This window comes from Selenomonas sp. oral taxon 126 (assembly GCF_001683335.1).
Taxonomy (GTDB): Bacteria; Bacillota; Negativicutes; order Selenomonadales; family Selenomonadaceae; genus Centipeda.
The window spans coordinates 1,927,513-1,949,062 of the sequence record NZ_CP016201.1 but is presented as its reverse complement, the minus strand read 5'-3'; the positions used below and the strand labels follow the sequence as shown (position 1 = coordinate 1,949,062).

15 protein-coding genes are annotated in these 21,550 nt (G+C 51.3%); all 15 read right to left on the bottom strand.

Annotated features, from left to right (window positions below):
- Positions 1-19 precede the first annotated feature (19 nt).
- Positions 20-529 carry a ribosome maturation factor RimM gene (gene rimM / locus AXF19_RS08790; protein WP_066847783.1) on the bottom strand — a complete coding sequence of 170 codons (510 nt, stop codon included), beginning with the start codon at positions 527-529 and terminating at the stop codon, positions 20-22.
- Positions 501-911, bottom strand: a complete 411-nt coding sequence (locus AXF19_RS08785; RefSeq protein ID WP_066847779.1) for a YlqD family protein — start codon at positions 909-911, stop codon at positions 501-503. Before AXF19_RS08785 ends, rimM begins: the two co-directional genes overlap by 29 nt.
- A gap of 83 nt (positions 912-994) precedes the next feature.
- Positions 995-1,222 (bottom strand): KH domain-containing protein, encoded by a 228-nt coding sequence (locus AXF19_RS08780; RefSeq protein WP_066847778.1) that lies wholly within the window; start codon positions 1,220-1,222, stop codon positions 995-997.
- A gap of 84 nt (positions 1,223-1,306) precedes the next feature.
- On the bottom strand, positions 1,307-1,582 hold the full coding sequence (gene rpsP, locus AXF19_RS08775) for a 30S ribosomal protein S16 (protein WP_009655714.1): 276 nt from the start codon (positions 1,580-1,582) through the stop codon (positions 1,307-1,309).
- A 188-nt stretch (positions 1,583-1,770) separates the two neighbouring features.
- Positions 1,771-3,147 (bottom strand): signal recognition particle protein, encoded by a 1,377-nt coding sequence (gene ffh / locus AXF19_RS08770; protein WP_066847776.1) that lies wholly within the window; start codon positions 3,145-3,147, stop codon positions 1,771-1,773.
- On the bottom strand, positions 3,144-3,506 hold the full coding sequence (locus AXF19_RS08765) for a sigma factor-like helix-turn-helix DNA-binding protein (protein WP_066850166.1): 363 nt from the start codon (positions 3,504-3,506) through the stop codon (positions 3,144-3,146). Before AXF19_RS08765 ends, ffh begins: the two co-directional genes overlap by 4 nt.
- A 494-nt stretch (positions 3,507-4,000) precedes the next feature.
- Positions 4,001-4,474: a hypothetical protein gene (locus AXF19_RS08760; protein WP_066847768.1), complete on the bottom strand. Its 474-nt coding sequence runs from the start codon at positions 4,472-4,474 to the stop codon at positions 4,001-4,003.
- A 77-nt stretch (positions 4,475-4,551) separates the two neighbouring features.
- Positions 4,552-6,363, bottom strand: a complete 1,812-nt coding sequence (locus AXF19_RS08755) for a dynamin family protein (protein ID WP_066847766.1) — start codon at positions 6,361-6,363, stop codon at positions 4,552-4,554.
- A 7-nt stretch (positions 6,364-6,370) separates the two neighbouring features.
- A complete protein-coding gene (locus AXF19_RS08750) occupies positions 6,371-8,260 on the bottom strand; it encodes a dynamin family protein (RefSeq protein ID WP_066847763.1) in 1,890 nt (629 codons plus the stop codon).
- 102 nt (positions 8,261-8,362) lie between these two features.
- The gene (locus AXF19_RS08745; protein WP_066847761.1) at positions 8,363-9,553 is read right to left on the bottom strand and encodes a glycoside hydrolase family 3 N-terminal domain-containing protein; all 1,191 of its coding nucleotides are present in this window, start codon (positions 9,551-9,553) and stop codon (positions 8,363-8,365) included.
- 83 nt (positions 9,554-9,636) lie between these two features.
- Complete coding sequence (locus tag AXF19_RS08740; protein WP_066847759.1) at positions 9,637-12,957, bottom strand: dynamin family protein; 3,321 nt, start codon at positions 12,955-12,957, stop codon at positions 9,637-9,639.
- A gap of 948 nt (positions 12,958-13,905) precedes the next feature.
- Positions 13,906-15,348 carry a DUF438 domain-containing protein gene (locus AXF19_RS08735; RefSeq protein ID WP_066847757.1) on the bottom strand — a complete coding sequence of 481 codons (1,443 nt, stop codon included), beginning with the start codon at positions 15,346-15,348 and terminating at the stop codon, positions 13,906-13,908.
- Positions 15,349-15,554: 206 nt separating this feature from the next.
- Positions 15,555-18,128, bottom strand: coding sequence for an ATP-dependent chaperone ClpB (clpB, locus tag AXF19_RS08730; protein WP_066847755.1), 2,574 nt, complete (start codon positions 18,126-18,128; stop codon positions 15,555-15,557).
- Positions 18,129-18,446: 318 nt separating this feature from the next.
- On the bottom strand, positions 18,447-19,334 hold the full coding sequence (locus AXF19_RS08725; protein ID WP_066847753.1) for a transposase: 888 nt from the start codon (positions 19,332-19,334) through the stop codon (positions 18,447-18,449).
- Between the two features lie 107 nt (positions 19,335-19,441).
- On the bottom strand, positions 19,442-21,331 hold the full coding sequence (locus AXF19_RS08720; RefSeq protein WP_066850163.1) for a glutamine synthetase: 1,890 nt from the start codon (positions 21,329-21,331) through the stop codon (positions 19,442-19,444).
- Between the last annotated feature and the right edge of the window lie 219 nt (positions 21,332-21,550).

The following is a 21,550-nucleotide window of genomic DNA, read 5'->3' as shown; positions in this document are numbered from 1 at the left end:
AGAAAGTCTCCCCATCCGCTCACTCCGGCAGCCGCACCGTCATGCGTCCGCCCGGCACATCAATCGCCAGCACCGCCGTGCGCAGCGCGGGAATCAATATCTCGCGCCCGTCCTCCGCACGCACGGCATAGACATCGTTGCTGCCCGTGCGGATGACGTTCTCGACTGTACCTAGCTCGTTATTCTCTTCATCGCAGACCGTAAGCCCAACGATGTCAAAGACGTAGTATTCACCTTCATCGAGCGGTGCGGCATCCGCGCGCGCGACCGTGAGCAGCCGCCCCGTAAGCTTCTGCGCCTCCTCGCGGACAGCGTACTCACGGAAGCGCATGAGGATGTTCTTCCCCTGCGGCTTCACGCGCTCGACATGGAGCAGTTCGTCGCCCACCATGACCTCGCGCAGTGCGTCGAAACGCTCGGGAAAATCCGTCAGCGGGATGATCCGCAGGTCGCCCTGAATCCCGTGCGCCGCGCCGACGCGCCCGATGACGATGCGCCCGTCAGGAACGGATGGCGATAATCTTGTCATCTTCCACCAGAATCTCGACGTTCATGAGCTCGCGCATATCGTCGCCGACCTTCGCCTCGACCTGACGCTCGAGCGTGCCCTGCACGATCTCCGCACCCTCGACGAATTTCTGCAATTCCTCCTGATGTGCACGCGTCTCCTCGATGTAGTCAATGCGGCGCTGACGCTCCTGACGGATCGTATTGATGTGCTGGATCGCCTGCGGCGTCAGCTCACCCTGCTCCGCCTCCTGCATGACGCGCTTCTCCTGAATGCCGAGCTGCTGAATCTCAAGCTCTGCGCGGCTGAGACCTTCCTCCATCTCCTTGAGCATCTTCGCGCGCAGCTTCTCAGTCAGCTTTGCCTTGACGGTGACAGGCACCTTGATTGAAATAGAATCCACTCTGATCTCTCCTTATACAAAAACGGCGACCGTCTGAGACGCGCGCCGTTTCGAGGGACTGCCAAAAGGCTCCCTCACGGGGCTCAGCCGATCTCGACCGTCGCCCTCTTATTCTCCTTCGTTGCAGCGGCCTTGACAACGCTGCGGAGCGCCTTTGCAATGCGCCCCTGCTTGCCGATGACCTTGCCCATGTCATCCTCCGCCACGCGAAGTCTCAATACGATCTCCTGATCATCCTGCGTTTCGTCAACGACGACAGCTTCCGGATGGTCGACCAATGATTTTGCGATAACCTCGACTATCTCTTTCACGCCGTTCGTCTCTCCTCATCGCAATACGCACACTGGAAGAGATCCCCTCATCGGAATGACGGAATCTCTTGCAGCGGCTGTATTTCAGTCCTTCTGACGCTTTGCCTCGGCAAATTTTGCCATTGTGCCGTTCTTGCTCAGGATGTTCCTGACCGTGTCGGTCGGCTGTGCGCCCTTCTTCATCCAGTCGATTGCCTTATCCTCGTCAATGCTGACGACAGCGGGCTGCTTCGACGGATCGTAGTTTCCAAGGATCTCGATGAATCGACCATCACGCGGTGCGCGCGAGTCGGCGACCACGATGCGGTAGAAGGGGTTCTTCTTCGCACCCATGCGGTTCAAACGAATCTTGACTGCCATATTTTCACCACCTTTCGTTGTATAGGAATCGCTGATAAAATGAAGTCTGTCAGATTGGTGCAGAATTTTTGTCCTGCCAAGGAAACAAACCGGACGCATAGCCAAAGCTATATGGAGGATTTGTTGACACAGGCAGGGCGAAAAGAATGCGCCAAGATAATGGGCTGAATTTATCAGTGCTTCCTATATTATTTGAAGAATGGCATCTTCGGAAGCCCCATACCGCCGAGTGACGGCATGGAGGGCATTCCGCCCTTGCCCTTCATCTTTTTCATCTTCTTCATCATCTTGCGCATCTCGCCGAACTGCTTGAGGAGCTTGTTCACGTCCTGCACGCGCGTTCCACTGCCCGCAGCGATGCGCTTGCGGCGGCTGCCGTTGATAATCGTGATGTCCGCACGCTCCTTTGGCGTCATCGCGCGGATGATTGCCTCGAGCTGGCGCATTTCCTTGCCGTCGAGGTCAAACTCCTGATCGCCGAGCTTCTTCTTGAGACCGCCCATCCCCGGAATCATGCCGAGAATACTGTTCAGCGATCCGAGTTTTTTCACCTGCTGCAGCTGGTCAAGGAAATCGTCGAGCGTGAAGTCGTTGCGGCGAAGTTTCGCCTCCATCTTCTTCGCATTTTCGAGGTCGAAATTCTCCTGCGCCTTCTCGACGAGCGAGAGCACGTCGCCCATGCCGAGGATGCGCGACGCCATGCGGTCGGGGTGGAACACCTCGAGTGGGTCGAGCTTCTCGCCCATACCGACGAACTTCACGGGGCAGCCCGTGACAGCCTTGATCGAGAGTGCCGCGCCGCCGCGTGCATCGCCGTCGAGCTTCGTCATGATGACGCCGTCGAGTCCGAGCGATTCGTCGAAGGACTGCGCGACATTGACTGCCTCCTGACCCGTCATCGCGTCGACGACGAGCAGGATCTCATGCGGCTTTACCGCCGCCTTGATGTCACGCAGCTCCTGCATGAGCGTCTCGTCGATCTGCAGGCGTCCCGCCGTGTCGATGATGACGACATCGTTTGCGTGCGACGCGGAGTGTGCAATCGCCGCACGCGCGATGGCGACGGCGTCCTCCTGCCCCTGCGAGAAGACGGGGACTTCGACCTTTTCGCCGATCACTTCGAGCTGCTTGATTGCGGCGGGACGGTAGATGTCGTCCGCCACGAGGAGCGGGCGCTTGCCCTGCTTCTTCAGCATGAGGGCGAGCTTGCCCGCCGAGGTCGTCTTACCCGAGCCCTGAAGACCCACGAGCATGATGACGGTCGGCGGGTTTGGGCTGATGTTGAGGCGACTCTCCGTGCCGCCCATCAGCGCGGTCAGTTCCTCGTCGACGATCTTGATGACCGCCTGTGCCGCCGTGAGCGTGTCGAGGACTTCCTGCCCGACGGCACGCTCCTTCACACGCTTGACGAAGTCCTTGACGACCTTGAAATTGACATCCGCTTCGAGGAGCGCCATACGCACCTCGCGCATGGCATCGTTCACATCGTCCTCGGTCAGCTTGCCATGTCCGCGCAGCTTTTTGAAAATGCCCTGCAAACGGTCGGACAGATTCTCAAAGATCATTCTCCCGCCTCCTTTCCATCTATTTCCATATACGGTTCGAACTTTTCCGCAATCGCGCGCACCTGCGCGCACGTGATCGGCTCCTCGAGCGCGTTCAACTCCGCGCAGATCGCGGCGAGCGCACGCTCCTGCGCCTCCTGACGCGCGCACAGCCCCAGCGCCTCCTCCATCTCGGCGAGCGCCCGCTCTGCGCGGCGAATATTGTCGTGCGCCGCCTGACGCGTAATGCCCAGTTCCCCGCCGATCTCCGCGAGCGAGAAATCCTCTGCGATGTGCAGACGCAGACATTCGCGCTGCTTCTCACGCAGCAGCCCCCCGTAGAGGTCATACAGCCGCGCAAGCTCGTAAAGCCGCTCCATGCACATCACCCATTCAAAACACTTCTGCGATTATAACGGCAAACGAAGAGCCTGTCAAGTATTTTTCTTGACAGGCTCTTCGTTTGCTCCGAAAGGATTATACCAAACGCAGATGTTTTTCTTTTATGACAGGTTCTGACACTTCATCGACATATATCGTTGCAACGCTTTGAAACATATCCGTCTTACCAGCAATTTTGATACAATCCAACAATGCCCCCCTCTGTCGGGGTTTTACACACCCATGCCAACAAAAACTGAACACAAAATATAAGAAAGCACTGATAAATTCAGCACCGACATCTTGACACATCTTTTTTGCCCGCTTTTTGTCGGCAAATCCTCCACAGAGCCTCTGCTATACGTCCAGTTTTCCTCCTCAATCGGACGAAAAAATCTACGCCAATCTAACGGACTTCATTTTATCAGCGATTCCATAAAAGTGAGTCATGGGACTCTGTGTGTCGACTCTAAACATCAACCTATACTGATAGCTACATTCCTGCATCAAACGCCCGTAATCTTAATTTCGATGCATGCTGCAACGGGTCATCGTATTCCATAATGGAGTTTTCGTTTCCTCCCCAAGACAGATAATCTTCACTGCCGAGCGCATTAGGAATCGTTATCCCCTTCATATGCATATCCTCACCGTAGATATTCTCCCCACCTAAAGTATTAGGGATGCTTGTCTCTGTAAGATAGCCGTCATGGTACACATCCGTACCGCCCATCATGTTTGTTTGCGTATGTGATTCCAAATGCCCATTGACAATGGTATCAACGCCACCTACCTGATTTGCGGTACGAATAACGAAGTTGCCTTCCTCGAAATTTGCGCCCATCTTGTGATGAATACGATCGACAACGGAACCGTCATGAAAGACATCCGTACCGCCATCACCAGAGGGGATGCCTGAGTAGCAACCAGCTCCATAGGACGCATCAAAATCCGTAAAAAGACTCATGTTCTCTCCTCCTCATACGATTCACATTTTAAGGAAGCACTGATAAATTCAGCACCAATCTGACGAACTTCATTTTATCAGCGATTCCTTAACAATTGCTCTTTCCATTTCACAATTTCTTCCATCCCCTGTGTCAACATCCTTATTTCCTGCTGAGCCTCAGACCTGGCCTCTTGCTTCAGCAAAACCTCTTTTTCAGCATCCTGCCGCATCTTCAGCAAAATATGCTCATACGCATACTCCGTGTTTGAAATAATATTTTCTGTTCGTTGATCAATATATTTGTGAACTTCTTGACGTAGCAATCCAATTGCTCTTACAATTTGTGCTTTCGCAGCCGGTATCGCCTCTTCTTTCGCTGCAGCAAGTTTTTCCTTCAGCATTTTTTCTCGAAGGAAGGGCAATGCAGCCAAACTTACCAAGGGCATCGCAACGCCACCAACAATCGCAAGAAGTCCTAGACTCCCTACCGCTGCAATCGCCCCTGCCTGTAGGTTGACATTAGAGATGTCTCTTGCTTCCAGACTGAAAACTGCTTTTGAGGACTTAAGTCCACCAGCCCCCTCTGCTACAAGCCTCACTTGCTGATTGAAATAGTAGCTAAGCCCGCGTGCCAGCTCGTTCTCTAGGGCAGACAGGGCTTCATCAAGATGTGGTCCATACAGGCCGATCCAGCGCTCCATATTTTTTTTAACTATGCGCGGGATGTTTTGTTCCACATAGTCCTTGAAATCAGTCCCCCGAAAAGCTTCTATATTATCACACACCTCTTCTGAGAGCTTGTCTTGAAAGAACGAAAGCGATTTATCTGCTATTTCATAAATACTTTCCTTTCCACGTTCTGTGTAATCCCGTATATTGTGCTTTTTATGCTCTCGTTCCGCAAGCATGGCATCCAGCTTGTCGCAGTACTGCTGCAGTGTATCGGCATCAACCTGCTTCATTAATTTGCTGCTGTCCATGTCACGCATCAGCCTGTCGATGAGAAAATACAGACGTTTTCGATGGGCATTGACTTTTGTTTGCTCCATATGCCCTTCGGTCAAGAGTTCCTGCAATCGCTCCTGGACTCTTGGCAGCCCTGATATAGCCATTAGTTGAGCGTCATCATTTTGTGATGCTTCCAGTGCCTGCTTTGCCGAAAAGGGAAAGATATCAATGTGATCCAAGAGTGCGTTAGGTTTTCCCACGCAAAATGCATTGGACAATCGCTCATGAAGTTCATCCAACAGATCTTCGTCCTCTTCCTCATCCACACAGTCATATTTATTGACAAGGAACATGATGTCTGTTATGCCCAAAGGCACAAGCTGCTGTTCGATGAAATCTTTTTCGGACTTTTTCAATGGTGAGTTGGCATCCAGCAGGAAAATAACCGTATTGGCACATGGCAGAAACTGATATGTGACATCACTGCGTTGTTGATTCAGATCCGAAACGCCCGGTGTGTCAACCAATACCACTCGGTTTTTCAATATATTGATCGGGTAGCCAATTTTAATATAACGAATGGATGCCAAATCGGATTGAGCCGCTGTCTGCGCTGAAAATTTTTGCAAATAATCTCGTGACAGTTCCCCTGCCTCTTCTGTCCCATTCGAATATACCACGCTAAGACGAGGCTGATCGTCATACATAAGCGCACTAATAACAGCGGTTTCGGGTAATATGTCCATCGGCAGAAGCGGCTCACCCAAGAGCGCGTTGACAAAGGTTGACTTTCCACGTTTGAATTCTCCCAGAACGACCACTGTGTAAAAATCACGATTGATATCTGACATGAGCGAATGAACCTCATGCAGAATCTGCGCCCTGTTTTTTACATAGTCACGCTCGATCAAAAGATTTGCAATATCACACAACTGTTGCTTTCCTGCTGTGATTTCCATGAGCCGTTCACCTCGTCAAAATAGTCTGCATATGGCGGCACACACCGCCAACATACTCCTGCTGCTGCCTCAGTTTTTCAAGCTGCTGTTTGGCATCAGCCTCTTGGGACTGTTTCATGGCAATAACAGAATTCAGCTGAGCGCGCATATCCTCAACTCTTCCGTTAGCAGAAGCCTCTATCGAATCAAGAAAAGATTTCACTTGTTTCTCATATGAATCCACCAATTTTCCTTGAATCATCTCATAATTTTTGTCACACTGCTTGCGCAGCTCACGTTTGACTTTTTCACTGGGATCTTCGCGCTTGCCGAATATACCACTTTTAGATAAAAAGCCAAGTGCTCCATAGAATAGAACCCCCAGCGGAGCCGCTCCGACAATCAGTCCCAGTGCCGCTATGCCAAGTGATATATTGCCAAAAGTATCTGAGCCGTTCTCACCGGAGGGTACATCAACATGGATGCTGATATTTTCCTGCACGATTTTAGCCGGCAGATTAAACCCGCTCTGATAGCCTAAATCAACATCCTTCCATATCCGTGAGAGTGTATCTCTCATCTTGCGTTGTTCAGTGTCAAAACAGTTTTTTTGTACGGACTGCAGACAATCTATCAGTTTTTTTTGATTCTGTGTCATTTCACGACCAAGGCTCGTATTTAGTTCTTTTTCATTGATCTCGCCATGATATCTTTCGACCGTTCTAGCTATGATATTATACATATCATTTTTAGATTCGTTGCAAGCCGATTCTATATCACCATGCAACTGCTGCAGATTTCTCCTCATTCGTACGACGGCTCGCTCGACCTCTTGTTTTGCATGCAGGAATTTCGGCTCCAATTTAGCTGCTTGCTGACGAATATCATCGGCAGAGTGCTTTGCCATTTCCAAGCGAACATCAATATCCTTTTGTATTTTTCCGGCAGTTTGCACACCGTAGTTGATATACTTGGCAAGTTTGATACGCCCCTTCTCCTCTGACAGGAAGGTTCCGAGGGCATCTTCAAATTCAGGGAGACCTGTTTCCTCCAAAGTATCTGGCTTTTGTGCTACCACATTCGGTTTTAGCACCTCGCCATTTTCCAAACGGCGATACACGAGTGCCTGCTTGCTTGACAAAAGATGGATATGCAAACTGTCTCCAAGTTCAGGAGCAATCTTGTAGATGGCATCGCTCACAAACTTTATCACTCTTTGTTCTTCATCTTTGCTGTGAAGTTGGTCTTTGTAGCTGATGACGAAAAATATATCACGAATCTGGTTTCCCAAGATTCGTTCTCTCAAAAAATCTGATTCCGATTGCGACATTGCCTGCGTAGCAGATAACAGCATGATGATAGCATCTGCCTTGTTGATATAGCCGTAAGTGATTTCAATTCTACCTACATTCAAATCGTTCGTTCCCGGCGTATCAACAACCTCGACGTTTTCGCGACAGAAGCTCAAAGGATAGCCTACTTCGGCATAGCTGATCTTATCAAGTTCGTCCTGATCCTTTTTGGAGGCAAAAGAACGAATCTTATCCATCAGGCTCCCCTCTCGGGGCGCAGTTATCTTAAGGAAATCCTCTTCCGTAAGACCTTTTCTGCTGCCATCTTTGTAAAACAATGTATATGTCGGCGTATCTTCATAAACAATTTTACTTATAATCGCCGTGGTCGGCTTCTTGCTTGAAGGAAGTATACGACGCCCCAACATCGCATTGACAAAAGTGGACTTTCCTCGTGAAAACTCACCGACTACCACCAGTTCGAAATGTTCATCCGAGAGAGAGGACAGATATTTCGTCAAGTCGTGCATTAAATTGCTCAACGCCAACTCCTTTGATACCGTCCGCAACTTTTGCAAATCCAACGTAAGCTGTCGCTTCTTCTGGCTATACGCAGCTAAATCCATATGACCTGCCTCCACAGAAAATTCTACCATCGTCTATGGCCATTATAAAAATCAAAACACCGCTTTACTAACACAGCCTATAACGTCGTACATACTCTCGATTCATGGCCTTAAACCGTGAGTCAGCTTTGCTTTAATAATTCTCCTTACAGATTCGTTAATCCGTTCTTCGCTAATTTGTCCGTCCTGTAAGGCGTTGTAAATTCCCATATAGGCATCTTCGGCATGGGCGTGTTCGTGACAGACCAATACGATATCTGCTCCCGCCTGAACAGCTTTCAATCCGGCTTCACGGAATGTTAGATGATTGGCAACTGCCCCCATTTCCAGATCATCTGTAATGATAATCCCCTGATATCCCAAATCATATCTCAGAAGATCAGTTATGATGTAACGAGATAGGCTGGCAGGATTTTCTTCATCAAAGGCAGGATATTTGAGATGCCCCACCATTACCATGTAATCAAGGTCTTCCCCTTTGTCTGTGTCATTGATCATTTCTCTAAATGGCAGTATATCTGTTTTTCGTAGTTCTGACTCACTAGCTTCTATTGAAGAAATTTCTTCGTGAGAATCCACGATTCCTCTGCCTATCCCAGGAAAGTGTTTCAGGGTATAAATAAGCCCTGCAGAGCGGTAGCCATTCCCTACCGATTTAACGAATTTAAGGACTTCATATGGATCTGTACTATAGGAACGTCTTCCAGGCGCCCCCAAATCAGCAACAGGTGCAAAATTCACGTTAATCCCCAAGGACATCAAATCATCTGCTACGGAGGCAGCAAGACTTTCGGCAAACTCCGGGCTTTCCTGTCCCACAATCTCTGCCGCAGGTGGTGCAGGAATAAAGCTATCTCCCCGCACCACCAAGCCTCCTTCTTCATCAATGGCAATAAAGAGCGGCAATTTTTCGCCAGCTTCTGACTGAATATTCCGGACTAGATCTTTAGTCTGCTCGCCTGATTCTAAATTTCTGTCAAAGAGGATGATTCCTCCATAATGAAATTGTCTCAGAACATAACGGGAATCATCATCAAACACCGCCCCCGGCATACCTACTATAATCATCTGTCCGATCTTCTCTGTTACGGACATTCCGGAAAGAATCTCGTCTACTTGTTTGTCCACGGAAAACTGATCTACATCCTGCGGCGTCAAGGTCTCCGTCCCCTCTTTCGTCCCAACAGTTACTGCCTCATTTGCTTTCGTGACATATGGGGAACATCCCAGTACACCCAGCAAAAATACGCCCACGCCCAATAGCCCTACAATAACTTTATACTTCTCTCCCATAAAATCTCTCCATAATGCAAATAAACTTCTAAAGAAGATTTTTCATTTTACCGTCTCAGGTTAACAGACAAAATTTATATTCTTCATATCGTCTTGTTCTCCAATGCAGCAATACGCCACTGACCACCTTCCTTTACCACTATGGCAGTGCTGCGCCATTTTTGCATAGTAATTCCATTCGAAGTTCTGTCACGGCTAGTTAAAGTAAATGACAGTTCAACACGATCACTATCCGTTATACCATAATAAAAGTCCGATGCCTCACTTTCAACAGTATTATTGAATCCTCTAGCCCAGTTCTCATAGAGTCCCAGCTGATTCTGAAGATTATCGGTACATAAATTATATGCTCTGCGATACTCTTTTTTTGTTATATTTTCATGGAAATTCGCGACTACTCTCGCTGCTTCCTCTGCATCGCGCTTCCCCTTATCCCTAGATTCTCGTTCCACTTGTTCTCTAGCTTCTTTTGCCTTCCGTTCTTGTTCCACACGTTCCGCAATAAGTCTTTTCTCTTCGGCTTCTCGCTGAACGCGCTCCGTCTCCTCTATCGGGATTCTTACGCTGATATACTCTACCAACTGTGTACTTGGATCAACCGCAAAGCGTAATAAGCCATAGCGATCATCAAAGCCGTCAAATTGATATTCATACAGATCCAAGCCATCGAATTGGCTCACAAAAGTAGGGGTTCCATAGGTATCAACGACATCCTGATACGGCATCTTACTTCGAATCCCCTGCTTGGTTGCGACGGAATCATCCTTAGAAACCAAGGCCTCAATGCGTCTGTTTCTGAAAAACACTTCCATGTTTGGATAGATATATATATCAAAGCCCTCATATTGACGGTTGGAAATTTCTTTCCCAAGAATCTTACGCATTTCATCCGATGTATCTCCCAATTCCAACATGCCAAGAGACAGCTCACTTTTTAATTGACGCCCATACACCACCTTATAAACAGTGGGATCAGTTGATAAGTAATCATACGCAATATATGAACCTAATACCGAAAACATCACGCCAGATACTGTTGCCACTACTTTCACACGGTGATATGCCGGTGCCATAAACGCTCGGTACGACTTCTTCCCTCGCTCACCATCCTTTCGTCCTGCTTTACGCAACCAAAACCAAGCCCGAAGCCAACTTTTTTCACAGCCGATTCCTGACGCATAACGCTCTCCGAGTTCTGTAAATGCCGGAGCGTAACCGCCATCGGAAGATTTCTTATACCAATAAAAAACACCCTCTGCATCGGCGCTATTGCTCTGAACAGCTTGCGCGGTATCGTATTGCAGTTCCGGCGTCCCTTCCTCAAAATTTTTCTGCAGGAATCCATCTGCCTCCGCATGACCGCCGCCGGCAGCTTTTTTTACAGCGATATATGCATGATAAAGAGCCCTTAAAATCAAGGCATTATCATATTTTTTCTCTTGATAGATACGCCACAGGCATAGCCCTTTACGGTATGCCCCCTCCAAAGAACCTTGAGCTTCTGCACGTTCATACCAATTACCGGCTTCAAGCAGGCCCCGGTTGCCAAAAAATTCTTTCAAATCGCCATTCAGAGCGGCATTTCCTATAAGAATCTGGTCTTCAGCAGTCCCATGTTCAAAAAGTTTTTCCAGTTCCCTCTTGGCAGCATTCCTATCTGATTCTTTATAATTGGTATTATCGGAAATTTTCATTAATCGTATGAATGATTCCACACACTCCTTCTGAATGCCATGCCCATAAAAGAAACAAAGTGCTACGTTCAAGGCACCTTCTGCATCACCATAGTCGGCAGCACGGGTCAACCAGTAGAATTCTTGTGTAGCATCCATACCTTGACGGTATGATAGTGCCATAGGCATAAATTGACTCTTCAACCCCTGACGTGCTGCTTCAGCCTGCCATTTGAACGCCTCTCTTGCGTCTCGTACACAGCCGATGCCTTCTCTATAGCATTCAGATAATGCAGCCTGAGCCTCAGGGATGCCATACACCGCTGCCTCACGCAATCCGTTAAATTTGGCCTCGACATCATTACCGTAATCGATATGAAGATGGGCTTCCAAAAATCCCCATCCTGCGGCTTTACGATACCACTCCTGTGCCTTTCCTTTCCCATGCCCTTGGTCAATCAGCCTTGCATATCCGGCTGCAGCTTCCCCGTCTTCCTTCAATGCAGCTTTTTTATATTCGGTAAAAGCTTCACTATAACGTCCGGCAGCTTCCAAAGCCGCAGCATATGCCGTCTCTGCGTCCGTCTCTCCGTACCGTGCTGCTGCTTTGAAACATTCTAATGCCCTTTTATGATCTGTTGGTGCTAATAATCCATACTGATATAAGACACCCTCGAAATACTGACGCTCAGACTCCTGCCCTTCATCGTATACATACTCTTTCCACAAGCGAGCAGCTTCTGCCAAGGCCTGTTCGAACGGCTGTAGATTTGCTTTCTCATTGGCATACGTTTCGTAGTTGAATTCACGCAACGGCTCGATTTGCTCAAACCAGAATTGCAGTGTTGCGCCTCCATGACGAAGCAATGTTGTCGTTTCATGCACAAGTGTGTGCATACGGTACTCATCACAATGCGGCAAAACCTCATTTCGCATCAGGTCGAAAAATACGACAATGTTGCTTGCGTCTATTTCTGCCTGGTCGCCATTCACCTCGCCTTCCAGCGCCCTAAGTGCTGATATGCCATGTACAGAACGGACGTGACCTTGAACTTTTTGGCGAACATCATGCAAAATATCTTCCAGATCGTCTTCTTCCTCATCAATCAGATCAATCTGATTGACTAGCACGATTGGTTTCAACCGGGGGTCGAGTGATTCCAATAAATGAACTTCAGATGCCTTTGCCGGCTGCTGAACACTCATCAGCCACACAACCAGATCGGCATTCCCCATAAACCTTTTTGTTGTCTGCGCATGCCCGGAAGTTATTGCTCCAAACCCCGGACTGTCGATGATAGATACATCTTTCAATATAGAAAGATTCAATCGTTTTTCCACATAATCCATGTCTTCGTGCAAGCGACGCGCCTCATCGTCCGCATCAGTTTCTGCTGTCAGACGCATGAAGTTGTGCGGGTCATACTGCTCGATCCGACCATCCTTGAAATGAACGATAGTTTCATCACGATCGCCATAGCAGATCTTGGTAATGACAGCCGTGGTGGGAGTCGCGCCCCGAACTGTCACTTCTTGTCCAAGAATGGCATTGATGAACGTTGATTTGCCGGAGGAAAACTCCCCCATAACCATGATAAGCAGAGGCTCATCCGCCATAGCTACTAATTTTTTCCACTCATTCATGTGCCTCTTGAATTTTAGCTCATCACCAAGCGCAATGCCCATCTTTTTCAGCCCATCAATCGCTGCTCCTATCGTCAGTTTCGGCATTGATTCATTCTCCCTTATAAGCAAAGTATTGAAAAAATTAGTGCTACTTTATTTATGTTAGTATAACATGAATTCTATATTTTCTCTATAAAAATATGACTCCAGACTATCATTTCATCCATTTTATTACACAGCATTCTCAATTTCTCCTTGTAAATAACAACCGCCTCCTCCATTGACCACGAGGTCATCTAGTACAGTCCGCCCCACAAATCTTCATCAAATTCAATTTGCTCCTCATTGATAGCGTAGAAGGTATGTATCATTCCCTCCAATGTCTTTCTGTTCTCTCTTGCGGAAATTTGCCTGTCAAATCGCTCCAAATGCTTACACTCTCGTTTTCGTTCCATCCCGAAACACCACCGTCATTCCTTTATCCTCTCTCACGCTCATATCTGTAAAGTGCCAGACTTTTGCTTCATGATGGTCTCGGAATGAAAGATGATAAACTCTCTTTACTACACTCTATTTGGAACAAAATACATAATAGACGCATGACCAGAAAACTTAGGGAATCACTGATAAAATGAAGTCCGTCAGATTGGCGCAGATTTTTTCGTCCGAACGAGGAGGCAAACCGGACGCAAAGTGGTGCTCTGTGGAGGATTTGCCGACGAAGTGCGGACAAAAAAGATGTGCTAAGATGGCGGGCTGAATTTATCAGTGATTCCTTAGTAGCTAATTTATTTCCCTACATATGCCAAATGCCTCATCAAAGCAATATCAGAAAAGAAGCCCCATCGCTTTGCATCCGATAACGCTCTTGTGAGTCTTGTACAAGATCTTTATACGATTCGCCCTTGTTCATAATGATACCTTCTCTTTGCACATACTACTGTGGTCAACCATTTTTGTTACAAAACGGTTGACCACAAGAAATAATTTTAGTTTTGCTTTAATATTTTATCACGTTCTCAAATTTTATGCAATAGTGTCATACACTCATGTTCAGCGACGGAATTTTTCCAGCGGCTCTGCGTGGTCGGTCACAAACTCGACCGTGCCGATGTACTCGCCCACCGCATCGTACATTGCCTGATAGTGTACGCGAATCGGACGCTCGCGGATGTAGCGGTGCACGATCATCTGCGTGCGCTTCTTCGCCTTGAAGTCGGCGATCAGATTCCGCACCACGGGGATGATCTCGGGCGGATGACAGTTCATCACATCGCGCCCGAGTGCGGACAGCGGGCGCGTAAAGACCTGCCCCTCGTTCGTGAAGAAGCGGACGACATCGTCCTTGTCGATAAACGTGATATCCACGGGCAGCAACTGAAGGATCGTCGTCAGCTGCTCCATTGACAGCTCGCCCGTCGGGAACTGGAGCTTCCCCCCCACCTGAGACTGTGCGAGACGCGCCGCCTCCTGATCGAGCCACGGCTGCGCCTCTGCCCACGCGGGAATCGGAACGCCGAACGAGATACCCATGTCCGGCAGGTCATGATAGCAGCGATACCATTCCATCTGCGTGAAATAGCGCAGGCTGAGCGGAAAGAGAATCTTCTCCTCCTTGAAGATCATCTCTCGGATGCGCTGCATGAGTGCACGGATACGTGCCTCGTAGAGCGGCAGCGTCTCCGCGTCTGCCTTGAGTGCCTTGATAATCATCGCGAGCTCGCGCTTCATCTCATCGTCGATGCCCCACATGACCTGCGAGGGACCCGTGACACCGTAATCGTAGAGAATCGGCATCAACAGTTCTTCCTTCTTGATGTAGTGGGAGCGCACATCACCGAGCGCGAGAATGTGCTGGAGCATGACATCTGTACGCTTTGCGCCGTCCAGCTCGCCCTCAATCGTGTCGAGCAGCGCGTCGAGTGCCGCATTCTCCGCACGCAGGATGGAGAGCGGATGTGCCTCGGGCAGTGCATCAATGTCGTCGGGATTCACCGATGCCGCCTGTGCGTGAATCTCGTCGTGCGAGAGCGCACCCGCAGGAGCGTCCATCGCGCCGTGAAAGAGTGCGGAGTGCACATCGCAGAGACGCTGTACCTCCTTGATGGGCAGCCCCTCCTTGATGAGGGTCTGCTCTGCGTCCATAATCTCCTGTGCCTCGACGTGCCGGAACTCCTGCACGAAGTCCTTGCGGACGGACTCCAAGTCCTCGCCGCTCGACAGGCGCTCGATAAAGCCGCGTAAACGCCCCTGACGCGATGCGCCGTCCTCGCTGAGAACCGTATAGCCGCGCTCCTCGAATGCCGCAATCACCTTCGCGAGGTCGATGCCCTTCACCGCTGCGCCGCGCGGAATCGTCATGATGCGCCCCATCACGTTCAGCGCAACGGGATTTGTAATCTCCTTAAAGCCGATCCCCGCCATGATCTCCTTTACTTCGGGATTCTCCTCCACGAGCTCGGCAACCGTCTTTTTCAGATCCAGTATCTTCTCCATCGTCAAAACTCCTTTATATGTCAAATGCTCTTTGTCATCTCTGTGTGACGATTATAACGCAGGTCGGTGAAGAAAGGCTGTAACCTTTGGTACGGAAATGAATAAGGAGCGACATGAAGGAAAATACACCTTCATGCTGCTCCCTGTTGTGCCCCTTCCACCGCTTCGCGGTCCCCCTTCCCCGCAAGCGGGGCAGGCTTTTGGATTTACAATCTCTTAAACGTAAACTCCGTCCCGTCAAAGCCAAGCTCCACGGTATCGCCGCCGCGCACATCGCCCGCGATGATCTTCTTCGAGAGGGCGGTCTCGACCGTGTGCGTGAGTAGGCGACGGAGCGGACGCGCACCGAAATCGGGGTCGAATCCCTCATCGGCAAGTGCCGCAAGTGCCGCATCGTCCCATGTGAGCTCAATGTCAGCCTGCCGCTCGAGGCGTTTGCTGAGAGCCGCGAGCATAATCGCCGCGATGCGCTTCACATCGTCCTTTGTAAGAGCCTTGAACACGATTGTGTCATCCACGCGGTTCAGGAACTCGGGGCGGAAATACTCCCGCAGCAGGGCGCGCACCGCCGTCTCCGCCTCTGCGTAGTCCTTGCTCAGGATCTCATGCGAGCCGAGGTTGCTCGTCATGATGATGACGGTGTTCTTGAAGTTCACGACGCGCCCCTTGCCGTCCGTGAGCCGCCCGTCGTCGAGGATCTGAAGCAGTACGTTGAACACGTCGCGATGCGCCTTCTCGATCTCGTCGAGCAGGATGACGCTGTACGGGCGACGGCGCACCGCCTCCGTGAGCTGTCCGCCCTCATCATAGCCGACGTAGCCCGGAGGCGCGCCGATGAGACGCGAGACACTGTGCTTCTCCATATACTCGCTCATGTCGATGCGGATCATGCTCCGCTCGTCGTCAAAGAGGGACTCGGCGAGCGTCTTTGCAAGCTCGGTCTTGCCCACGCCCGTGGGGCCGAGGAAGATAAAGGAGCCAATCGGGCGGTTCGGATCCTTGATGCCCGCACGCGCGCGCAGGATCGCCTCGCTGACCGCCGTGACCGCCTCGTCCTGACCTACGACGCGCTCATGCAACACCTCCTCAAGGCGGAGCAGCTTCTCGCGTTCGCCCGTCATCATCTTCGTCACGGGGATGCCCGTCCAACGACTGACAACGCGCGCGATGTCCTCCTCGCCGACCTCCTCCTTGAGCATCCGCTCACCCTCGGATTTGGCGGCAATTGCCGCTTCCTCATCCGCGAGTTTCTTCTCAAGTTCCGGCATCTTGCCGTATTTCAGCTCTGAGGCGCGTGCGAGGTTCTGGGCACGCTCCGCCGCCTCCATCTCGCCGCGCAGTTCGTCCATCTCCTTCTTGATGGCGCGCACGCGCAGGATCGCCTGCGTCTCGCCTTCCCACTTCTCCTGGAGCTTCTGTTCCTCGGTGTGAAGTTCTTCCTTCTCGGCAACAAGAGCGGCGAGTTTTTCCTTCGATGCCTCGTCCGTCTCCTTTTTCAGAGCCTCCTCCTCGATGTCGAGTTGGAGGATCTTGCGCCGAATCTCGTCAAGCGGTGCGGGCATGGACTCGATCTCCGTGCGCAGCTTTGCCGCGGCCTCATCGACGAGGTCGATTGCCTTATCCGGCAGGAAGCGGTCGGAGATGTAGCGATCCGAGAGCGTTGCCGCCGCGACAAGAGCCGCGTCGCGGATGCGGACGCCGTGATGCACCTCGTAGCGATCCTTGAGTCCGCGCAGAATCGAAATCGTGTCCTCCACGCTCGGCTCGCCGACCATGACGGGCTGGAAGCGGCGCTCGAGCGCCGTGTCCTTCTCGATGTACTTGCGGTACTCGTTCAGTGTCGTTGCACCGATGCAGCGCAGCTCGCCACGCGCAAGGAGCGGCTTCAGCAGGTTGCCCGCATCCATCGCGCCCTCGGCGGCACCCGCGCCGACGACGGTGTGCACCTCGTCGATGAAGAGGAGAATCTGCCCCTCAGACTTTGCAATCTCGTTGAGTACCGCCTTGAGGCGTTCCTCGAATTCGCCGCGGAATTTCGCGCCCGCGACGAGCGCGCCCATGTCGAGCGAGTAGAGCGTCTTGTTCTTCAGCGACTCGGGCACATCCCCCGCCACGATACGGCGGGCAAGCCCCTCGACAATCGCCGTCTTGCCGACGCCCGGCTCACCGATGAGCACCGGGTTGTTCTTCGTACGGCGCGAGAGAATCTCGATCGAGCGGCGGATCTCCTCGTCGCGTCCGATCACGGGGTCGAGCTTGTTCGCACGTGCCGCCGCCGTCAGATCACGCCCGTATTTTTCGAGCGACTGATAACCCTCCTCGGGGTTGTCACTCGTGACGTTCTGCTTGCGATGTTTCTGGATCGCATCCTGCACGGCGCTCTTTGTCAGGCCGAACTCGCGCGCGATGCGCTGTACCTCGTCGCTCCCGTCCGTGACGAGCGCGAGCAGGAGATGCTCCGTCGACACGTATTCATCCTTCATCGACTTCGCCAGTTCCTCGGCGCGCCCGAGCACGCGCACCATATCCATCCCCATACCGAGGCGGTTCGTGCCACGCACACTCGGGATGGTCGCAAGCTCCTTCTCAAGCCGTGCCTTGAACATCGGCAGGTCGACATTGCAGACCTCGAAGATCGTCGCAAGCAGCCCCTCCGGCTCCTTCGCTAGTGCGAGCAGCACATGTGCCGACGTGATTTCCTGATGATAGCGCATTGCAGCAATCTGCTGTGCCGATTGGAGCGCGGCAAGCGTCCGCGCTGTGTATTTATCCTGTTCCATATCCATGTCCTCCACAGTTCATTTCATGTTTATGTGCCCATTATAACAGATAAAGTCAAAAAGTCAAATAAAACTTTTGATTTTTTGACTTTTATTTTTTAAGCCTTGTACGCCATAACCTTGCACGCAAAAAAATTGGCTTTATTGCCGCTTTTGTGTAGCGGCATCGACGGCAGACATATCGCACATCTTCTTTTCCCACATTGAAGAAGGTTCGACCTTCATCTACACAAAAAGGGAACTGCCGCACGCTCTCGATGTGTCGCAGTTCCCTTTCATTTTTGAAAAAATACAAGGCATATAGAAAGAATATATGTCTTACAGCAGGCTGTGCATCCGCCCAAGCTCGCGCACTTTATCAAGGGAGAGCTCCGAAATCTTGGCAATCATCTCAAGCGGCATCTTTTCCCTGAGCATTCCGAGAATCATCGCCGATTTTCCTTCCTCACGTCCCTGCTCAAGACCTTCCTCACGCCCCTGCTCAAGCCCCTCCTCGAATTTTGCCTCTTCAAAGAGTTCTTGGTTCCATTCAAAATCCACCATGTCGATGACCTCCCTTTCATGCTGCTCCAAAAACAGCCTCATAATCTCATGTTCTTTGCAATAGCGTATAGCGCTGCGAATCGCTTCCACACGCGGTATCCCTGCCGCAATGTTCCGTTTGACCGCATTAATAAAGAAGCTATAGTCATGCAGTGCACGGCTTTGTATAAGGAGTTGTTTTTGCTCCCCATAGACGACGTTGTGAATGCTGACTTTAAGCTCCAAGTTCAGATCCATGCCATCCGCACAAAATGCATCAGAGAGCCTCATGACCGACTCCTCCGGCAACACCTTCACACCCGTATAGAATACATGAAACTCCGGCACGGGAAGCATGACCTTCCTGTTTTGATAGAGCAACTTTGCATCAATCTTCCTGCGAAACTGTTCACAGACATAGTAAAGGCAGCGCAGGGGCATATTCTCGTTCGGGGTACTCTGATGCTCCATAAAAACAAGATGCCGCCCCGCAAGTATAAATGAAATATCGTTTTTCAGCTGTGACAGGAACGTCCCATCCAGTGTAACGATTTCCATCTGTTCTTCCGATGTGTACGTTCGCCCGTGCAGTGCGCCCGCCAGCTCCCGCAGACGCATCGTGTCGCTGAAATACAGGCGAAACACCGTATCCTGATATTGTCGCGCTTTATGCCCTTCGATCATCATGTTCCTCACAGTGCAGTAAAACTTTATGATTTGTTTTTATTATAGCATAAAAACAACCCTAACCAAAAGAAGCCCTGCCGAAATTTCGACAGAGCCTCTTACACTCAGATCATATTCTTTTTATAGCACTCGTAGAGGCTCTTGAGCTCCTCCATCTTTGCGTACATCTCGAGCTGCAGGGCGGACGCCGTCGGGTAGTCGCCCTCATTCAGCGCCTTGATGAGCAACGTGAAAAGCGCCTTGTCATCGATCGTATCCTTCGCGAGGTAGATGCGCAGATCGTGGATCTTGTTCCACATGTAGGCATCCTGATCTGTGACGAAATCGCTCTTGATCTCCGTCATACGGCGGACGAGCTTGCGGTTCTCGGGGATGATGCGGCTGATGAGCTCAATCTTCCAGCGCAGGAGTGCGCCCGTACGGAACGACTCAATGATCTGCGGGCGGAGCGTGTTGCCCGCCGTGAGCACCGCCACCTTTTCGGGGTAGAGGTCAAAGCCGAGCATGTTCTCCCAAACCGTCGCGGGCGGCTTTCCAAAGCACGCGTCGCGCTCGTCCTCCGTATAGTACTCGAACACGTCCTCCTCGCTCCGATAGGCGCGGTCGCTCTCGAGGTAGAATCCCTTCTCCCCCGGCTGCTTCGACAGCTCTGCAAGAAGCTCCGCCGTCGTGCGTCCCGCCGTGTGTTTGATCCCGTCGAGAATCGCAAGGTAAGAGGCGGCAATGACGAGATAGGTGTTGGAATACGGATTCGTCGCGCGCAGCTCAAAGCGCGTCGCGATCGGATTCTTGAGGTCGCGGATGAGACTCACGAGCACCGTGCGGTTGCGCGAGGGGATCGCAGGCGAGGCGCCGAACGAGGTGACGATGCAGACGGGCGCCTCAAAGCCGGGCTTGAGGCGGTTGAACGCATCATTCGTTGCAGACACGAACGGGTTGATCGCCTCGTAGTTTTTGAGAAGCCCCATAAGCGCGCCGTAGCCGACCGCATTCATATAGTTCGCGTTCTGATCATCGGCGGCAAAGAGGCTGTGCCGCTTGCCGTCCTTCGTGATCGCCGCGAGGCTGAGATGCGTGTGCTCGCCGTTGCCCGCAAGCCCGATGAGCGGCTTCGCCTTGAAGTTGACCTCGAGCCCATAGAGGCGGAAGATCTCGCGGACAAATGTGCGGACGAAGAGCTCGTTGTCTGCCGCCTGCACGGCATGGTCATACTGCCAGTCGATCTCGATCTGCTCGCAGACGTGCGTCATGCGGCCACTCTCGTCGATCTGTGCCTTGAGCCCGCCGACCTCCTTGTGCCCCATCTCCATATGGAAGCCGTATTTGTCAAGCTGGATGATGCAGTCCTCGAGCGCCGTACGCACAGCGCCGTGCGTGCGCTCCCAATACTGCTCATTCATCACCTGCGAGGCGGACATCTCCTCGATGGACGCATTGTCGTCGAGCGGCGTCTTGACCCAGAACTCAAGCTCTGTCGCCGATGTAAACGCAATGTCCACAATGTCCGCTCCGTTCAGGCTCGGCGCACCGGAGATCTTGGGATGCGCATGGAAAAAGTCGAGCAGTTCCTGCTTGACATAGGCAAGCGTATCCACGAGTACCGCGCGCGAGTCGACGCGCTTTTCCTCGTGAATGATAAAGGACGGAATGCGCAGCGTCCCGATGGGCAGTCCCGTTTCCTCATCCGCGCTCTCGGGATCGTAGTCCACGAACCAGTTGACTGCAGGATCAATCGGAAGATCCACCTTCGCGTTATTGATCGTCGCAATCTTCGGCAGGACGACGGAGGAGCCGTCCGTCTGCACGGCGGTTCCATTGTAAAATTTCTCGATGTCCTCAATGAAAATCCGCACGGGGATCTTCTCATCGGTATCGTTGCCCGCCATATCGATGCCAACGAGCGAGACGAAGCGCACCTCGGGATGTGCCTTGAGCTGACGAATGACCTCCTCGCGCGGCGTATTGGCAGGAATTTTATAGAGAAGCTCGTTCATTTTGCGTACCATCCTTTTCCTGAAAGAAAGTCGAACAGATACCTGTCCGCACGGCAAAAGCATACGCGCTCATCTTACCATTTTTCAGAGGGGCTTGTAAAGCTATTGAGAAGAAGTATTCATGCGCCCTATCTTGTCTGCATTGACGGCGATACCCTAAAAAAGGCTGTTGCACAAAGGCTTTTTGTCTTCATGCAACAGCCCATTTTTCATAGAACA

Bases quoted from the DNA above. Each gene is read 5' to 3' on its own strand.
- rimM (WP_066847783.1), bottom strand. From the start codon at position 529: ATGACAAGATTATCGCCATCCGTTCCTGACGGGCGCATCGTCATCGGG.
- rpsP (WP_009655714.1), bottom strand. From the start codon at position 1,582: ATGGCAGTCAAGATTCGTTTGAACCGCATGGGTGCGAAGAAGAACCCC.
- ffh (WP_066847776.1), bottom strand. From the start codon at position 3,147: ATGATCTTTGAGAATCTGTCCGACCGTTTGCAGGGCATTTTCAAAAAG.
- AXF19_RS08765 (WP_066850166.1), bottom strand. From the start codon at position 3,506: ATGGAGCGGCTTTACGAGCTTGCGCGGCTGTATGACCTCTACGGGGGG.
- AXF19_RS08760 (WP_066847768.1), bottom strand. From the start codon at position 4,474: ATGAGTCTTTTTACGGATTTTGATGCGTCCTATGGAGCTGGTTGCTAC.
- AXF19_RS08755 (WP_066847766.1), bottom strand. From the start codon at position 6,363: ATGGAAATCACAGCAGGAAAGCAACAGTTGTGTGATATTGCAAATCTT.
- AXF19_RS08750 (WP_066847763.1), bottom strand. From the start codon at position 8,260: ATGGATTTAGCTGCGTATAGCCAGAAGAAGCGACAGCTTACGTTGGAT.
- AXF19_RS08745 (WP_066847761.1), bottom strand. From the start codon at position 9,553: ATGGGAGAGAAGTATAAAGTTATTGTAGGGCTATTGGGCGTGGGCGTA.
- AXF19_RS08740 (WP_066847759.1), bottom strand. From the start codon at position 12,957: ATGCCGAAACTGACGATAGGAGCAGCGATTGATGGGCTGAAAAAGATG.
- AXF19_RS08735 (WP_066847757.1), bottom strand. From the start codon at position 15,348: ATGGAGAAGATACTGGATCTGAAAAAGACGGTTGCCGAGCTCGTGGAG.
- clpB (WP_066847755.1), bottom strand. From the start codon at position 18,128: ATGGAACAGGATAAATACACAGCGCGGACGCTTGCCGCGCTCCAATCG.
- AXF19_RS08725 (WP_066847753.1), bottom strand. From the start codon at position 19,334: ATGATCGAAGGGCATAAAGCGCGACAATATCAGGATACGGTGTTTCGC.
- AXF19_RS08720 (WP_066850163.1), bottom strand. From the start codon at position 21,331: ATGAACGAGCTTCTCTATAAAATTCCTGCCAATACGCCGCGCGAGGAG.